Source organism: Burkholderia sp. GbtcB21 (genome assembly GCF_019091065.1).
Lineage (GTDB): Bacteria > Pseudomonadota > Gammaproteobacteria > Burkholderiales > Burkholderiaceae > Burkholderia > Burkholderia pyrrocinia_C.
Map to the genome: position 1 here is coordinate 82122 of NZ_JAGXKA010000019.1, position 14388 is coordinate 96509.

General features: G+C 65.2%; 16 protein-coding genes and 1 pseudogene. 13 read left to right on the forward strand and 4 right to left on the reverse strand.

Features of this window, described 5'->3' with window-relative positions:
- Positions 1 to 24: 24 nt before the first annotated feature.
- The 4 genes and pseudogenes from KVT39_RS31510 to KVT39_RS31525 form a co-directional block, all read left to right on the forward strand.
- Positions 25 to 387, forward strand: a pseudogene (locus KVT39_RS31510) (type II toxin-antitoxin system RelE/ParE family toxin); the annotation flags it as partial.
- Positions 383 to 703, forward strand: a complete 321-nt coding sequence (locus KVT39_RS31515; protein ID WP_034179231.1) for a DNA-binding transcriptional regulator — start codon at positions 383 to 385, stop codon at positions 701 to 703. The pseudogene KVT39_RS31510 and the gene KVT39_RS31515, both read left to right, overlap by 5 nt.
- A gap of 92 nt (positions 704 to 795) precedes the next feature.
- A complete protein-coding gene (locus KVT39_RS31520; RefSeq protein ID WP_217590939.1) occupies positions 796 to 1260 on the forward strand; it encodes a hypothetical protein in 465 nt (154 codons plus the stop codon).
- The gene (locus KVT39_RS31525) at positions 1260 to 1478 is read left to right on the forward strand and encodes a hypothetical protein (protein ID WP_034179233.1); all 219 of its coding nucleotides are present in this window, start codon (positions 1260 to 1262) and stop codon (positions 1476 to 1478) included. Before KVT39_RS31520 ends, KVT39_RS31525 begins: the two co-directional genes overlap by 1 nt.
- A 92-nt stretch (positions 1479 to 1570) precedes the next feature.
- Here the strand turns inward: KVT39_RS31525 and KVT39_RS31530 are convergent, their stop codons facing one another.
- Positions 1571 to 2407, reverse strand: a complete 837-nt coding sequence (locus KVT39_RS31530; RefSeq protein ID WP_217590931.1) for an FTR1 family protein — start codon at positions 2405 to 2407, stop codon at positions 1571 to 1573.
- A gap of 12 nt (positions 2408 to 2419) precedes the next feature.
- Positions 2420 to 2752, reverse strand: a complete 333-nt coding sequence (locus KVT39_RS31535; RefSeq protein WP_034179235.1) for a cupredoxin domain-containing protein — start codon at positions 2750 to 2752, stop codon at positions 2420 to 2422.
- A gap of 347 nt (positions 2753 to 3099) precedes the next feature.
- Here KVT39_RS31535 and KVT39_RS31540 point away from each other — a divergent pair, with 347 nt between their 5' ends.
- Complete coding sequence (locus tag KVT39_RS31540) at positions 3100 to 3300, forward strand: heavy-metal-associated domain-containing protein (RefSeq protein WP_021162112.1); 201 nt, start codon at positions 3100 to 3102, stop codon at positions 3298 to 3300.
- 49 nt (positions 3301 to 3349) lie between these two features.
- Here the strand turns inward: KVT39_RS31540 and KVT39_RS31545 are convergent, their stop codons facing one another.
- Together KVT39_RS31545 and KVT39_RS31550 are read right to left on the reverse strand one after the other, a co-directional pair.
- Positions 3350 to 4840: an aldehyde dehydrogenase gene (locus KVT39_RS31545; RefSeq protein WP_034179236.1), complete on the reverse strand. Its 1491-nt coding sequence runs from the start codon at positions 4838 to 4840 to the stop codon at positions 3350 to 3352.
- 83 nt (positions 4841 to 4923) lie between these two features.
- Positions 4924 to 5475, reverse strand: coding sequence for a cupin domain-containing protein (locus tag KVT39_RS31550; protein ID WP_034179449.1), 552 nt, complete (start codon positions 5473 to 5475; stop codon positions 4924 to 4926).
- A 413-nt stretch (positions 5476 to 5888) separates the two neighbouring features.
- On the opposite strand from KVT39_RS31550, the gene KVT39_RS31555 reads away from it, so the two are divergent.
- From KVT39_RS31555 to KVT39_RS31590, 8 genes are all read left to right on the forward strand, one after another.
- Entirely contained in the window at positions 5889 to 6113 is a 225-nt protein-coding gene (locus tag KVT39_RS31555) for a hypothetical protein (RefSeq protein ID WP_072437498.1), read from the forward strand.
- Positions 6114 to 6405: 292 nt separating this feature from the next.
- Positions 6406 to 7191 carry a gamma-glutamyl-gamma-aminobutyrate hydrolase family protein gene (locus KVT39_RS31560; RefSeq protein WP_105389552.1) on the forward strand — a complete coding sequence of 262 codons (786 nt, stop codon included), beginning with the start codon at positions 6406 to 6408 and terminating at the stop codon, positions 7189 to 7191.
- 28 nt (positions 7192 to 7219) lie between these two features.
- On the forward strand, positions 7220 to 8557 hold the full coding sequence (locus KVT39_RS31565) for a glutamine synthetase family protein (RefSeq protein WP_034179238.1): 1338 nt from the start codon (positions 7220 to 7222) through the stop codon (positions 8555 to 8557).
- A gap of 38 nt (positions 8558 to 8595) precedes the next feature.
- Positions 8596 to 10029, forward strand: a complete 1434-nt coding sequence (locus tag KVT39_RS31570; RefSeq protein ID WP_105389551.1) for an aspartate aminotransferase family protein — start codon at positions 8596 to 8598, stop codon at positions 10027 to 10029.
- Positions 10030 to 10090: 61 nt separating this feature from the next.
- Entirely contained in the window at positions 10091 to 11206 is a 1116-nt protein-coding gene (locus tag KVT39_RS31575) for a polyamine ABC transporter substrate-binding protein (protein ID WP_034179240.1), read from the forward strand.
- A gap of 188 nt (positions 11207 to 11394) precedes the next feature.
- Positions 11395 to 12549 (forward strand): ABC transporter ATP-binding protein, encoded by a 1155-nt coding sequence (locus tag KVT39_RS31580; protein WP_034179241.1) that lies wholly within the window; start codon positions 11395 to 11397, stop codon positions 12547 to 12549.
- A gap of 10 nt (positions 12550 to 12559) precedes the next feature.
- Positions 12560 to 13546 (forward strand): ABC transporter permease subunit, encoded by a 987-nt coding sequence (locus KVT39_RS31585; RefSeq protein WP_034179242.1) that lies wholly within the window; start codon positions 12560 to 12562, stop codon positions 13544 to 13546.
- Complete coding sequence (locus KVT39_RS31590) at positions 13543 to 14382, forward strand: ABC transporter permease subunit (RefSeq protein ID WP_034179243.1); 840 nt, start codon at positions 13543 to 13545, stop codon at positions 14380 to 14382. Before KVT39_RS31585 ends, KVT39_RS31590 begins: the two co-directional genes overlap by 4 nt.
- Positions 14383 to 14388: the final 6 nt, after the last annotated feature.

Sequence of the window (14388 nt, forward strand, 5' to 3'; positions counted from 1 at the left end):
CTGTGCTAACTCGACCGGCCCGACATGCCTGCTTCCGTACGACGCGTCTTCAAGACGAAGTGGTTTCACAAGGCAGCCAGAAAAGCAGGAATCGCCGATGCCGAACTCTGCCGCGCCGCGCGGGAACTGGCGCGCGGCCAGGGCGTCGAGCTCGGCGGCAACGTCTGGAAAAAGCGCCTGGACGGGAATCGGCAGCGCGGGATCGTGCTGAGCAAGGTCGGGCAGGCGTGGGTTTTCGTGTTCCTGTTCGAAAAACGCGACAGGGACGACATCGACGAACGCGAACTGCGCGCCTTCAGAAAGCTCGCCGTGGATGTCGGGCGCAGCACCGACGCCGATATCGCGACGCTGATCGCACTGAAAGAGCTTGTGGAGATTTGCAATGGCCAAGAGTCGATTCAAGAGCGACGCAACGGAGGCGATCCACAGCGCCGCGTCGGGCCTCTATCGCGCAAACCTGATCGACAAGAAAACGATGCGCGAATACGACGATCTCTGCATCGAAGCCGCCCCGCAGTTCGATCCGCAAGCGATCGCCCGCATCCGCAAATCCGTCAACGTCAGCCAGAGCGTGTTCGCGCTCTACCTGAATACGACGACGTCGACGATCCGCCAATGGGAACAGGGCGACAAACGGCCGAGCGGCATCGCCGCGCGGATGCTCCAGATCGTCGAGAAACACGGGCTCGAGGTGTTCTCCTGAGCCGGCTTCCCCGAATGCGCATAAGCGGCCGACCGAACGCGATCCGCACCGGACACCGCGACGCGAGCCGCAACGAATATGACGGAGAGACAATGGTAAGACTGTTTGGATGCGGATTGCTGGCGCTGACGTTCGCGTCGACGGGCTGGGCCGCCGAGCACTACGTCGAGGTCTGGAACCCGCCCGAGGCGCGGAAGCCGGCGGCGCATACGCCGGAAGCCCGTACACCGGCCGCACACGCGAGCGCCGACGCGCGCGCCGGCAAGAGCGCCGAGAAGCACGCGAGCGCAACGCCGAAAGCCGCCGCGAAGCCGCACAAGCGTCGAGTCACGCAAACCGTGAAAGCCGACTCGCGTCGCCCGCCCGCCGCGGCCGAGGCGCCGGCCGCCCCGCACCCCGTCGCGCAGCCCGCGCCGGGCCGTCTCACGGTGATGCAGCCTGCCGGCCCCGACGAAACGCATGCGCTCAATTTCTCCGACATCCCGCGGCAATACACGCCGGATGGCAACGTGCTGCGGGTCGGCACGCACAACCGCTCCGCGGAGGTGACTCGATAATGGAAGCGCAAACCTACCTCGGCTACCAGATCTGGGGCCACGCGATCCTGCAGCAGGACGAGATCCTGCAGCCCGAACGCTTCGCGGCGAGCGGCACGATCACGCAGAACAACAAGCTCGTCGAAGCGTCCGGCGTGCTCGGCGTATTCGACACCGAGGACGACGCGCGCGAGGCCGGGCTCGAATGGGCCCGCGCGTGGATCGACAGCCACCGCTGACCGGCGCGCAGCCGACCGCGGGCTGACCGCGAGCCGCAAACGAAAGAAGGGGCGTCATGGACGCCCCTTCTATCGTTCAAATCCGGGAAAACTCACGCGGCATGCCGCGGCGGCCTCACCGTCACCTGCGGACGACCGACGAGCCGCATCAGCACGACGATCGCCGCCAGCGTCGCGACGTACGCGGCAATCTGGATGCCCGCCGGACGCGCGGTATAGCCGATCAGCGTATGCAGCGCCTTGCCGACGATGCTCGACTCCTTCAGCAGCCACGACGTGTCCCAGATCGCGTCGCCCCACGACGGCACGAAGCCGGCCGCCAGCAGGAAACCGACGCACTGGCTTGCCATCCCGGCCGCCAGCAGCACGATCAGCCCGTTAGTGACGGAGAACAGCCGCTTCAGCGGAATCTGCAGCAGCCCCGCATACATCGCATAACCGAGCCCGGCGCCGCCGAGCACGCCGAGCAGCCCGCCGACGATCATCTGCGGCGTTTGCCCCGGATCGCCCGCGGCGATGCCGTACAGGAACAGCACGGCCTCGGAGCCTTCGCGCAGCACCGCGACGCCGACCACGATCGCCAGCCCCGTCAGCGGCCGGCTGCCGGCCGCGACGGCCCGGCCGACTTCGCCCATGTGCAGCGCCATCTCGCGGCCGTGCCGGCTCATCCAGATGCAGTGCCAGGCCAGCATCAGCGTCGCGACGAACATCACGCCCGCGTTGAAGACCTCCTGCCCCATGCCGGACGCCCACTGCGAGATCACGTCGGCGAACGCCGCGATCAGGCCCGCGCCGACCACGCCGCCGACGAGCCCGCCGCCGACCCACCAGCCGCGCCGCGGCACGCCCTTCGTGGCGGCCATCACGATCGAGACCACCAGCGCGGCCTCGAGCACTTCACGAAAGACAATCAGCGCGGTAGACAGCATGGCGGGATTCGCTTACTTGACGGTCAGGTGGGTCTTCGACTGCGCTTCGTGATACTCGTCGTGAAACTCGTAGGTACCGGCCTTCAGCGGCCCGACCAGGATCTCGGCCGACTTGCCGGCGGGAATCACCTTCTCGGCCTTGAAGTCGTCGCTCTCGAATTCCGCGGGCGTCGCATCGAGGTTCTTCACGACGAACTTCACTTTCTTGCCGGCCGGAATCGTCACGCCATCGGGCGAAAACTTGTGGTCCTTCAGCGTCAGGTTGACGACGTCGTCGGCGGCGAATGCGGTGGCGGCCGACGCGCCCAGCAGGACAGCGGCGAAACCCAGTGCGAAACGGTTCATGTGTGTAATGAAATGAAATATCGAAGAATATTGATACTAAGATCGATTCGCATTTCCATAACGCGTACCCTTACCGGCATTATGGAGATAGCGCTTCACAAGTGCGTGCCGCGCCTTGCCAGGCAAGGCGCTCATCGCACGGCGACGGCCGCGCATCCGAGTCAATCGGGAAAGATTCCGACTGACACATGCGACTGCCCTTCTATTTGTCTGACCTCACCCTGACGAATCATTTCGCCGCGCCGGGCGACAACGCATGCATCCGGCTGCATGAATGCGCTTGACCTTCCCACCATGGCAAGCTTCATGCTGGCCATGTTCGTCAATCGTCCACTCAGGAGAACACGATGGAATTCGAAGTCCAGGACATGACCTGCGGCGGCTGCGCCAATGCAATCACGCGCGCGGTGACGGCCGCCGATCCCGCCGCGAAGCTCGACATCGACGTCGCGGCAAAGATCGTCAAGGTCGAATCGGCGCAAGGCGCCGAGCGCGTGCAGTCGATCATCGAAGCCGCCGGCTTCCACCCCGCGCTGCGCACCGCATAACGCGGGCTGCGGGCACACTGCCAAACGGCGATGCGCCCGCGGCATCGCGTCAGCGCAGCCGGATCAGCGTCGACTTCAGCTCGGTGTACTTCTCGAGCGCATGCAGCGACTTGTCGCGGCCGTTGCCCGACTGCTTGTAGCCGCCGAACGGGAAGTTCATGTCGCCGCCCTCGTCGTAGCAGTTCACCCACACCGTGCCCGCGCGCAGCCGGCGCGACACGTCGTGCGCGGTCGTCAGGTTCGACGTCCATACGGCCGCGGCCAGCCCGTATTCGGTGTCGTTAGCGATCCGCACGGCCTCGTCGACGTCGTCGAACACGATCACCGACAGCACGGGCCCGAAGATCTCCTCGCGCGCGATCTTCGCGTCGGGCTTCACCTCGAACACCGTCGGCTCGACATAGAAGCCGCCCGTCTCCGCCTTCACGCGCGCACCACCCGTGACGAGCCTGCCTTCGCTGCGCCCCGCCTCGATATAACCGAGCACGCGCTCGAGCTGGATGCCGTCGACGATCGCGCCCATCGACACCGACGGATCGAGCGGATTGCCGGGCACGTAAGCCCGCGCGGCCGCCACGAGCTTCTCGATGAATACGTCCTTGATGTCGCGATGCACGAGCAGCCGCGAGCCGGCCGTGCACATCTCGCCCATGTTGTAGAAGATCGCGCCGGCCGCAGCCTGCGCAGCGCGATCGAGATCGGGACAATCGGGCAGCACGATGTTCGGCGACTTGCCGCCGAGTTCGAGCCATGCGCGCTTCAGATTCGACTGCGCGGCGTACTGCATGATCAGCTTGCCGACCGCCGTCGAGCCGGTGAACGCGATGCAGTCGACGTCGCGATGCAGCGCGAGCAGCTTGCCGGGTTCGCCCGCGCCCGGCACGACGTTGAACACGCCTGCCGGGATGCCGGCTTCGTACGCGAGCTGCGCGACGCGGATCGCGGTCAGCGGCGATTTCTCCGACGGCTTCAGCACCACGCTGTTGCCGGCCGCGAGCGCGGGGCCAAACTTCCATGCGGCCATCAGGATCGGGAAGTTCCACGGCACGACGGCCGCCACCACGCCGACCGGCTCGCGCGTGACGAGGCCGACGAGGTGATGATCGGCCGGTGCGACTTCGCCGCCGACCTTGTCGATCGCTTCCGCAAACCACTCGACGCAATATGCGGCGCCCGGCACGTCGACCGTCGTCGTGTCGCCGATCGGCTTGCCCGCGTCGAGCGTCTCGAGCAGCGACAGCTCGTCGAGATGCTCGTGCATCAGCGCGGCCCAGCGCAGCAGCACTGCCTTGCGCGCACGCGGGTTCAGGCCGGCCCACACGCCCGCGTCGAACGCGCGGCGCGCGGCCGCCACCGCCGCGTTCACGTCGGCTTCGCCGCATTCGGCGACCTTCGCCAGCACGCGGCCGTCGATCGGGCTCACGCAGTCGAATGTCTTGCCGCCGTGCGCGTCGCGCAACGCGCCGTCGATGAATGCGCGCCCTTCGATCTCGAGCGACGCCGCCTTGTCCTGCCAGTCAGCCAAAGTCAACTTGTTCATCAGGATGCCTTATGTTGTGGCATTCGCGGTGCGACGCGCCGCGCGCATCATGCGCGGCCGGCCGCGAATGCGGTGACGCGCGGTCAGAAGGTTGCCGGCGAATTGGCCGAGACGACCTCGCAGATCTGTTCCGCGCTGGGATTGCGAAAACGGTGCGGCAAACGGCTTTCGAAGTAGTAGCCGTCTCCGGGGTCGAGCAGCCACGTCGCGCCGTCGACGGTCAGCTCGAGCCGGCCCGACACGACGACGCCGCCCTCGTGCCCCGCGTGCACGAGCATCTCGGGCCCCGTATCGGCATGCGGCTGGTAGATCTCGCGCAGGATGCACATGTTGCGATCCTTCACGCTCGCGCCGACCAGATGAAACGCGAGCGTGTCGTTGCCGAGGTTCGGCATCTCGTCGCGACGCGATACGACCGTGCGCGATTCGACGAGCTCGAACGTGAAGAACTCCGCGAGACTCATCGGGATGCATTCGAGCAGCTTCTTCAGCGAGCCGACCGACGGGCTCACGCGGCCCTGTTCGATCAGCGAGATCGTGCCGTTGGTCACGCCGGCGCGCTTCGCGAGTTCGCGCTGCGACAGGCCATGCTTGTTGCGCACGAAACGCAGGCGCTCGGCGACTTCGGTGGACATCGATTCGGTTTCGGACACGATAAGTGCGATGACAAAGTGAAACGACGCGGTGGACAGCCGTTGAATATTCTAATCACTTTATGCCGTGCATCAGCGGGGAAAACCCTGAAAGGCGTTCGAAATAATGAACACCTTGCCGATTATTCCTTTTGCGAATCTTTTGTTTTCACTGCTCGGGAAAGCCCTGATACGGGACCGTTAAAAAACATTTGACGCCGTTTTTGGCTCGTATATGCTGGCTCTCAGGTCAGCGTCATTTGGCTTTCACAGGCAGCAAAACGCGTTATTGCAACGCAAAAATTGATGCCCATCAATGTAAATGACGCGTAACCGGCGCCTTGATTATTTTAAACGCCCAGCGCGTCGAAACGGTCAGGTGTTCAATACTTTCAACAACCCAGTCGAGTGTAATCGTGAGAGTCCGTGGCCCTCTGGTGAGGTGGGATCGAAGCGTGGCGCGAAGTTCGCGCAGCGCGGCGTCCCCTTCCGATGGCAGTTGCGGCTGGCATAGTCCTCGCCTGCAGCATCTGTCGATCTACACCATCCTGTCCCGTCGTTCCGTTCGGCGCCACAACGCCGTTTCCGCACGCGCATTCGTCGCCGTCGATACCGACGAAGTGGCGTCGCTGCTGCCGTAGCGCCTCTCCTTTCTTTACGTCGTTCGTTTCGTCTGCCGATTCGCCAACCGCATCGTCCATGCGGTGACGGAACGCGTTCGCGCATTCGTTGCCGCGTCGCCCGCGTCACGTATCGCAACCCAACGAACGACGGCCTGATCGTCGCGCGCAGCGCGGATCGCCACGTCATCCTGCTGCGCCCATTCACCAGCGGCCTTGCGCTCTGCGCCAGGCTGCAGGGCCGTGTCGCGCCTGCGTTTTGCAATATCCGAAACGACGCACGCCACAGCCCTACGGATTACTGAGTGACGTCATGGAAAGGAAACCCCTCGTCGGCATCACCGCCGACCACACGCAAATCGGCGCACACGCGTCGCATACGGTCGGCGACAAATATGTCGCCGCGATCGTCGACGGCGCGCAGGCGCTCGCGATGGTGCTGCCCGCGCTCGGCGAGCGCCAGTCGGCTGACGACATCCTCGACACGGTCGACGGCCTGCTGTTTACCGGCAGCTACTCGAACGTCGAGCCGCACCTGTACGGCGGCGAGCCGAGCGCACCCGGCACGAAGCACGACCCGGCACGCGATGCGACGACGCTGCCGCTGCTGCGCGCGGCGATCGCCGCAGGCGTGCCGGTGCTCGCCGTCTGCCGCGGCTTCCAGGAGCTGAACGTCGTCTACGGCGGCACGCTGCATCAGCGCGTGCACGAAGTGCCGGGCCTCGCCGATCACCGCGAGGACAACGCCGCGCCGATGGACACGCAATACGGCCCCGCACACGTCGTGCACCTGACGCCCGGCGGCAAGCTGCATGCGCTCGCCGGCGGCCGCGATGAAGTGCGTGTGAACTCGCTGCACCAGCAGGGCATCGCGCAGCTCGGCTCCGGCCTCGCCGTCGAGGCCGTCGCGCCGGACGGCCTGATCGAGGCCGTCAGCGTCGCCGATGCCCCGGCTTTCGCACTCGCCGTGCAATGGCACCCGGAATGGCGGCATGCGCAGGATCCGCTGTCGAGCGCGATCTTCCGCGCCTTCGGCGACGCCTGCCGCGCCCGCCGCACTGCCCGCACGCGCGCCACGGCCGCCGCCGCGCTCGCCTGAGCGCGCCGACCCACTTACGAGAACAGACATGCAAGACATCGAAAGTTTTCTGAAGCAACACCGGATCACCGAAGTCGAGGCGATCATTCCCGACATGGCCGGCATCGCGCGCGGCAAGATCACGCCGCGCAACAAGTTCACGTCCGGCGAGTCGATGCGGCTGCCGCAGGCCGTGATGGTGCAGACCGTCACCGGCGAATATCCGGAAGACGGCTCGCTGACCGGCGTGACCGATCCCGACATGGTGTGCGTGCCCGACGAGTCGACCATCCGCCTGATCCCGTGGGCCGTCGATCCGACCGCGCAGGTGATCCACGACTGCGTGCACTTCGACGGCTCGCCGGTCGAGATCTCGCCGCGCTACGTGCTGCGCCGCGTGCTCGAGCTGTACAAGGCGAAGGGCTGGAAGCCCGTGGTCGCACCGGAGCTCGAGTTCTATCTGGTCGACATGAACAAGGACCCCGACCTGCCGCTGCGCCCGCCGGTCGGCCGCACGGGCCGCCCCGAAACGGGCCGCCAGTCGTATTCGATCGAGGCCGTCAACGAGTTCGATCCGCTGTTCGAGGACATCTACGAGTACTGCGAAGCACAGAACCTCGACATCGACACGCTGATCCACGAAGTCGGCGCCGCGCAGATGGAGATCAACTTCATGCACGGCGACGCGCTGTCGCTGGCCGACCAGGTGTTCCTGTTCAAGCGCACGGTGCGCGAGGCCGCGCTGCGTCACAACATGTACGCGACGTTCATGGCCAAGCCGATGGAAGACGAGCCGGGTTCGGCGATGCACGTGCACCAGAGCATCGTCGACGAGGAAACGGGCCAGAACCTGTTCACGTCGCAGGAAACCGGCGGTGCGACGTCGATGTTCTACAACTACCTCGCGGGGCTGCAGAAGTACACGCCGGCGCTGATGCCGATCTTCGCGCCGTACATCAACTCGTATCGCCGGCTGTCGCGCTTCATGGCCGCGCCGATCAACGTGCAGTGGGGCTACGACAACCGCACGGTCGGCTTCCGCATCCCGCACTCGGGCCCGTCGGCGCGCCGCATCGAGAACCGCATCCCGGGCGTCGACTGCAACCCGTATCTCGCGCTCGCCGCGACGCTCGCGGCCGGCTACCTCGGCATGACGCAGCGCCTGGAGCCGACCGAGCCGCTCGTCAGCGACGGCTACGACCTGCCGTACCAGCTGCCGCGCAACCTCGAGGAAGGGCTGACGCTGATGGCCGCGTGCGAGCCGCTCGGCGAGATCCTCGGCCACAAGTTCCTGAAGGCGTATTTCGCGCTGAAGGAAACCGAATACGAAGCGTTCTTCCGCGTGATCAGCTCGTGGGAACGCCGCCATCTGCTGCTGCACGTCTAAGCGCGCGCACAACCGCCATACGGAATCACGGAGGAAACATGACTTACCGCAACGAATCTGCCTGGATCCAGCCGGCCGCGCCGGCCGCCGCGCCGCGCGCGACGCAGGCACGCTCGACCGCCGAATACCGCGCGCTCGACGCCGCGCACCACATCCACCCGTTCTCGGACATGGGCGCGCTGAACCGCGCGGGCAGCCGCGTGATCGTGAAGGCCGACGGCGTCTACCTGTGGGACTCGGACGGCAACAAGGTCATCGACGGGATGGCCGGCCTCTGGTGCGTGAACGTCGGCTACGGCCGCAAGGAACTCGCCGACGCCGCGTATCGCCAGCTGCAGGAACTGCCGTTCTACAACACGTTCTTCAAGACGACGCACCCGCCGGTGATCGAGCTTTCCGCGATGCTCGCGGAAGTGACGCCCGCCGGTTTCAACCACTTCTTCTATTGCAACAGCGGCTCGGAAGGCAACGACACCGTGCTGCGCCTCGTGCACCAGTACTGGCGCGTGCAGGGCAAGCCGCAGAAGAAGTACGTGATCTCGCGCAAGAACGGCTACCACGGCTCGACGATCGCGGGCGCCACGCTCGGCGGCATGGGCTATATGCACGAGCAGATGCCGTCGAAGGTCGAGCACATCGTGCATATCGACCAGCCGTATTTCTTCGGCGAAGCGCAGCCGGGCGAAACGCCCGAGGCGTTTGGCCTCGCGCGTGCGCAGCAGCTCGAAGCGAAGATTCTCGAACTCGGCGCGGAGAATGTCGCGGCGTTCATCGGCGAGCCGTTCCAGGGCGCGGGCGGCGTGATCTTCCCGCCGTCGACGTACTGGCCGGAAATCCAGCGGATCTGCCGCAAGTACGACATCCTGCTGGCCGCCGACGAGGTGATCGGCGGCTTCGGCCGCACCGGCGAATGGTTCGCACACCAGCACTTCGGCTTCGAGCCGGACCTGATCACGATGGCGAAGGGCCTCACGTCGGGTTATGTGCCGATGGGCGCGGTCGGGATTCACGAGCGTGTTGCACGCCCGATCATCGACAACGGCGAATTCAACCACGGCCTCACGTACTCGGGCCATCCGGTCGCCGCGGCCGTCGCGGTCGCGAACCTGAAGCTGCTGCGCGACGAAGGGATCGTCGAGCGCGTGAAGAACGACACGGGCCCGTACTTCCAGGCGCTGATGCGCGAAACCTTCGCGCGTCACCCGATCGTCGGCGAAGTGCACGGTCACGGCCTCGTCGCGAGCCTGCAGCTCGCCGAAGCGCCGGCCGAACGCCGCCGCTTCGCGAACGGCGGCGACGTCGGCACGATCTGCCGCGACTTCTGCTTCAACGGAAACCTGATCATGCGTGCGACCGGCGACCGGATGCTGCTGTCGCCGCCGCTCGTGATCTCGCGTCAGGAAATCGATGAACTCGTGTCGAAGGCGAAGAAGGCCGTCGATGCAACCGCCCAGCAACTGGGTATTTCGTAACGGCCTTGCCTACAGGCGTGCGGCGGGCGCCGCACGCTGCCATAACCAGGGGAACTCCACCATGCGTGCCTGCTTTCTTCGCCAAGCCTGTTCCGTTGCCGCCCTCGCCGCCGCGGCAGCGTTCACGTCGGTCGCCAGCCCGTCGGCGCGTGCCGATGAGCTGAATGTCTACAACTGGTCCGACTACATCGCACCGGACACGATCCCGAACTTCCAGAAGCAGACGGGCATCCACGTCAAGTACGACAACTACGACAGCGACGATACGCTGCAGGCGAAGCTGCTTGCCGGCAGTTCGGGCTACGACATCGTCGTGCCGACGTCGAACTACATGGCCAAGCAGATCCAGGCCGGCGTGTACCAGAAACTCGACAAGTCGAAGATCCCGAACCTCGCGAACCTCGACCCGCTGCTGATGAAGATGATCTCCGATGCCGATCCGGGCAACCAGTACGGCGTCCCCTGGGCCTACGGCACGGACGGCATCGGCTACAACGTGCAGGCAGTGAAGAAAGCGCTCGGCGACAACGCGCCCGTCGACAGCTGGGCACTGGTGTTCGATCCGGCCAACATGGCGAAGCTGAAGGGCTGCGGCGTGTCGTTCCTCGACCAGGCCGTCGACGTGTTCGCCGCCACGCTGCAGTACATGGGCAAGGATCCGAACAGCAAGAACCCCGGCGACTACCAGGCTGCATTCGAAGTCCTGAAGAAAGTCCGCCCGTACATCACCCAGTTCAACTCGTCCGGCTACATCAACGACCTCGCGAACAACGACGTGTGTGTCGCGCTCGGCTGGTCGGGCGACATCGGCATCGCGCACCGCCGCTCGTCGGAAGCGAAGCGCTCGTACGACATCAAGTTCTCGAACCCGAAGGAAGGCGGCCTGCTGTGGTTCGACGTGATGGTGATCCCGAAGGATGCGCCGCACCCCGAGGCCGCGCTGAAGTGGATCAACTACGTCTCCGACGCGAAGGTCAACGCGGCGATCACCAACACGGTGTTCTACCCGACCGCGAACAAGGCCGCGCACCAGTTCGTCACGCCGGCCGTTGCGCAGGACCCGACCGTCTATCCGCCTGAAGACGTGCTGAAGAAGATGGTGCTGATGAAGCCGATGCCGGCCGACATCCTGCGCCTCGAGAACCGTCTGTGGGCGCAGCTGAAAACCGGCCACTGATCGCCATGCATCACGGCGGCGCAGGCATCGCTCCACACCTGCCCGCCTGAGATACGCGGACCTCCGTCCGCCCGCGCGCGCCGCGCGCACTGTTCCATCCGGCACGAGCCGTTGTCCGCGAGTCGCGTTGCGCGCCTCGTGCGGGGACGCTCACGCCTGCAATCCGAGAAGAACGAATGGTGACTCCCATGCAATCGATACCCTCTTCCGCTGCTGCACGACAGATTCAACCGGCCGCCGCGGCCCGTACGCAAAACGACGCCTTCGTGCGCATCGAAAACGTCGTGAAGAAATTCGGCGACAGCACGGCCGTCGACAACGTGAACCTGACGATCGCGAAGAACGAATTGTTCGCACTGCTCGGCAGCTCGGGCTGCGGCAAGTCGACGCTGCTGCGCATGCTCGCCGGGCTGGAAACGGCGACCTCCGGCAAGATCTTCGTCGACGGCGAAGACCTCGCGTCGCTGCCGCCGTACCGCCGCCCGGTGAACATGATGTTCCAGTCGTACGCGCTGTTCCCGCACATGACGGTCGAATCGAACGTCGCGTTCGGCCTGAAGCAGGAAGGCACGCCGAAGAACGAGATCAAGGAGCGCGTGGCCGACGCGCTCGCGCTCGTGCAGATGAGCAAGTACGCGAAGCGCAAGCCGCACCAGCTTTCCGGCGGCCAGCAGCAGCGCGTCGCGCTCGCGCGCTCGCTGGTCAAGCGCCCGAAGCTGCTGCTGCTCGACGAGCCGATGTCCGCGCTCGACAAGAAGATCCGCCAGAAGACCCAGCTCGAACTCGTGAACATCATCGAGAAGGTCGACGTGACCTGCGTGATGGTCACGCACGACCAGGAAGAGGCGATGACGATGGCGAGCCGCCTCGCGGTGATGAGCGAAGGCAGGATCGTACAGATCGGCTCGCCCGGCGAAGTGTACGAATTCCCGAACAGCCGCTTCTCGGCCGAATTCATCGGCTCGACGAACCTGTTCGAAGGGCGTGTCGTCGAGGACGAACCCGATCACATCTTCGTCGAAAGCGACGATCTCGAAGCGCGCATGTACGTGAGCCACGGCGTGACCGGCCCGCTCGGGATGCCGGTCGGCATCTCGGTGCGCCCGGAGCGCGTGCACGTATCGCGCGACAAACCTGGCTCGAAGCACAACTGGGCGCGCGGCGTCGTCACCGATATCGCGTACATGGGCAGCTACTCGCTGTATCACGTGCGGCTGCCGAGCGGCAAGACGGTGGTGTCGAACCTGTCGAGCTCGCACCTGATGACCGACAGTGCGCCCTCCTGGAACGACGACGTGTTCGTGTCGTGGTCGCCGGCCAGCGGCGTCGTGCTGACGCAATGAGGACGACACGATGAGAACCTCCGCTTCCACTCCGTCCGCGCCGGTGTCGACCGGCGCCGCGAGCACCAGCGCCGGCCGGTCGCGTCCGGGCCGCTTCGCCGCGCTGTCGCGGTTCCTGCCGTCGGGCCGCAGCGTCGCGATCGGCGTGCCGTTCCTGTGGCTCGCGGTCTTCTTCGCGCTGCCGTTCGTGCTGGTGCTGAAGATCAGCTTCGCCGATCAGGTGATGGGCATTCCGCCGTACACGTCGCTCGTCGAGTTCAAGGACGGCGTCGTGCACTTCGCGCTGCAGCTGTCGCACTATGCGTTCCTGCTGAAGGACGACCTGTACATCGCGACCTACCTCAGCTCGCTGAAGATGGCCGCCGTGTCGACGGTGCTGTGCCTGCTGATCGGTTATCCGATGGCGTACTACATCGCGCGCGCCGAGCCGAACCGGCGCAACGTGCTGATGATGGCCGTGATGCTGCCGTTCTGGACGTCGTTCCTGATCCGCGTCTATGCATGGATCGGCATCCTGAAGGATGACGGCCTGCTGAACCACACGCTGATCGCGCTCGGCATCATCCACACGCCGCTGCGGCTGTATCACAGCGATGCGGGCGTCTACATCGGGATGGTCTATTCGTACCTGCCGTTCATGGTGATGCCGCTGTACGCGCACCTCGTGAAGATGGACCTCACGCTGCTCGAAGCCGCGTACGACCTGGGTGCCAAACCGTGGGTCGCATTCACGCGGATCACGCTGCCGCTGTCGAAGAACGGGATCATCGCAGGCAGCCTGCTGGTGTTCATCCCGGCGGTCGGCGAGTACGTGATTCCGGAGCTGCTCGGCGGTGCCGACACGCTGATGATCGGCCGCGTGATGTGGGATGAATTCTTCAACAACATGGACTGGCCGATGGCGTCCGCGGTGACGGTCGCGATGGTGATGCTGCTGCTGGTGCCGATGGCGCTGTTCCAGTACTACCAGGTCAAGGAACTGGAGGACGCGAAATGATCAAGCCGAGCAAACCGCTGTCGACGGGCGTTCTCGCCTTCGGCTTCCTGTTCCTGTACATCCCGATCATCAGCCTGGTCGTGTACTCGTTCAACGAGTCGAAGCTGGTGACGGTGTGGTCGGGCTTCTCGCTGAAGTGGTACGCATCGCTGTGGCAGGACGACGAGCTGCTGAGCGCCGCGTGGCTGTCGCTGAAGATCGGCCTCTTGACGGCCACCGCGTCGGTCGTGATCGGCACGTGGGCAGGTTTCGTGCTCGCGCGCTTCGGCCGCTTCAGGGGCTTCACGCTGTACACGGGGATGATCAACGCGCCGCTGGTGATTCCGGAAGTGATCCAGGGCATCTCGCTGCTGCTGCTGTTCGTTGCGCTGGAGCAGATGTTCGGCTGGCCGAAGGGCCGCGGGATGGTGACGATCTGGATCGGCCACGTGATGCTGTGCGTGTCGTACGTGGCGATCATCGTGCAGTCGCGCGTGAAGGAGATGAACAAGTCGCTGGAAGAGGCCGCGCTCGATCTGGGTGCGACGCCGCTGAAAGTGTTCTTCGTGGTGACGCTGCCGCTGATCTCGCAGGCGCTGCTGTCGGGCTGGCTGCTGTCGTTCACGCTGTCGATCGACGACCTGGTGCTGTCGGCATTCCTGTCGGGGCCGGGTTCGACGACGCTGCCGCTGGTGGTGTTCTCGCGCGTGCGGCTCGGGCTGAACCCGGAAATGAATGCACTGGCGACGCTGTTCATCACGGCCGTGACGATCGGCGTGATCGTCGTGAACCGGATGATGATCGCGCGCGAACGGCGCCGCGTGGCCGACATGAAGGCGGCGTTCGCGGTGGCGTGAGCCTCC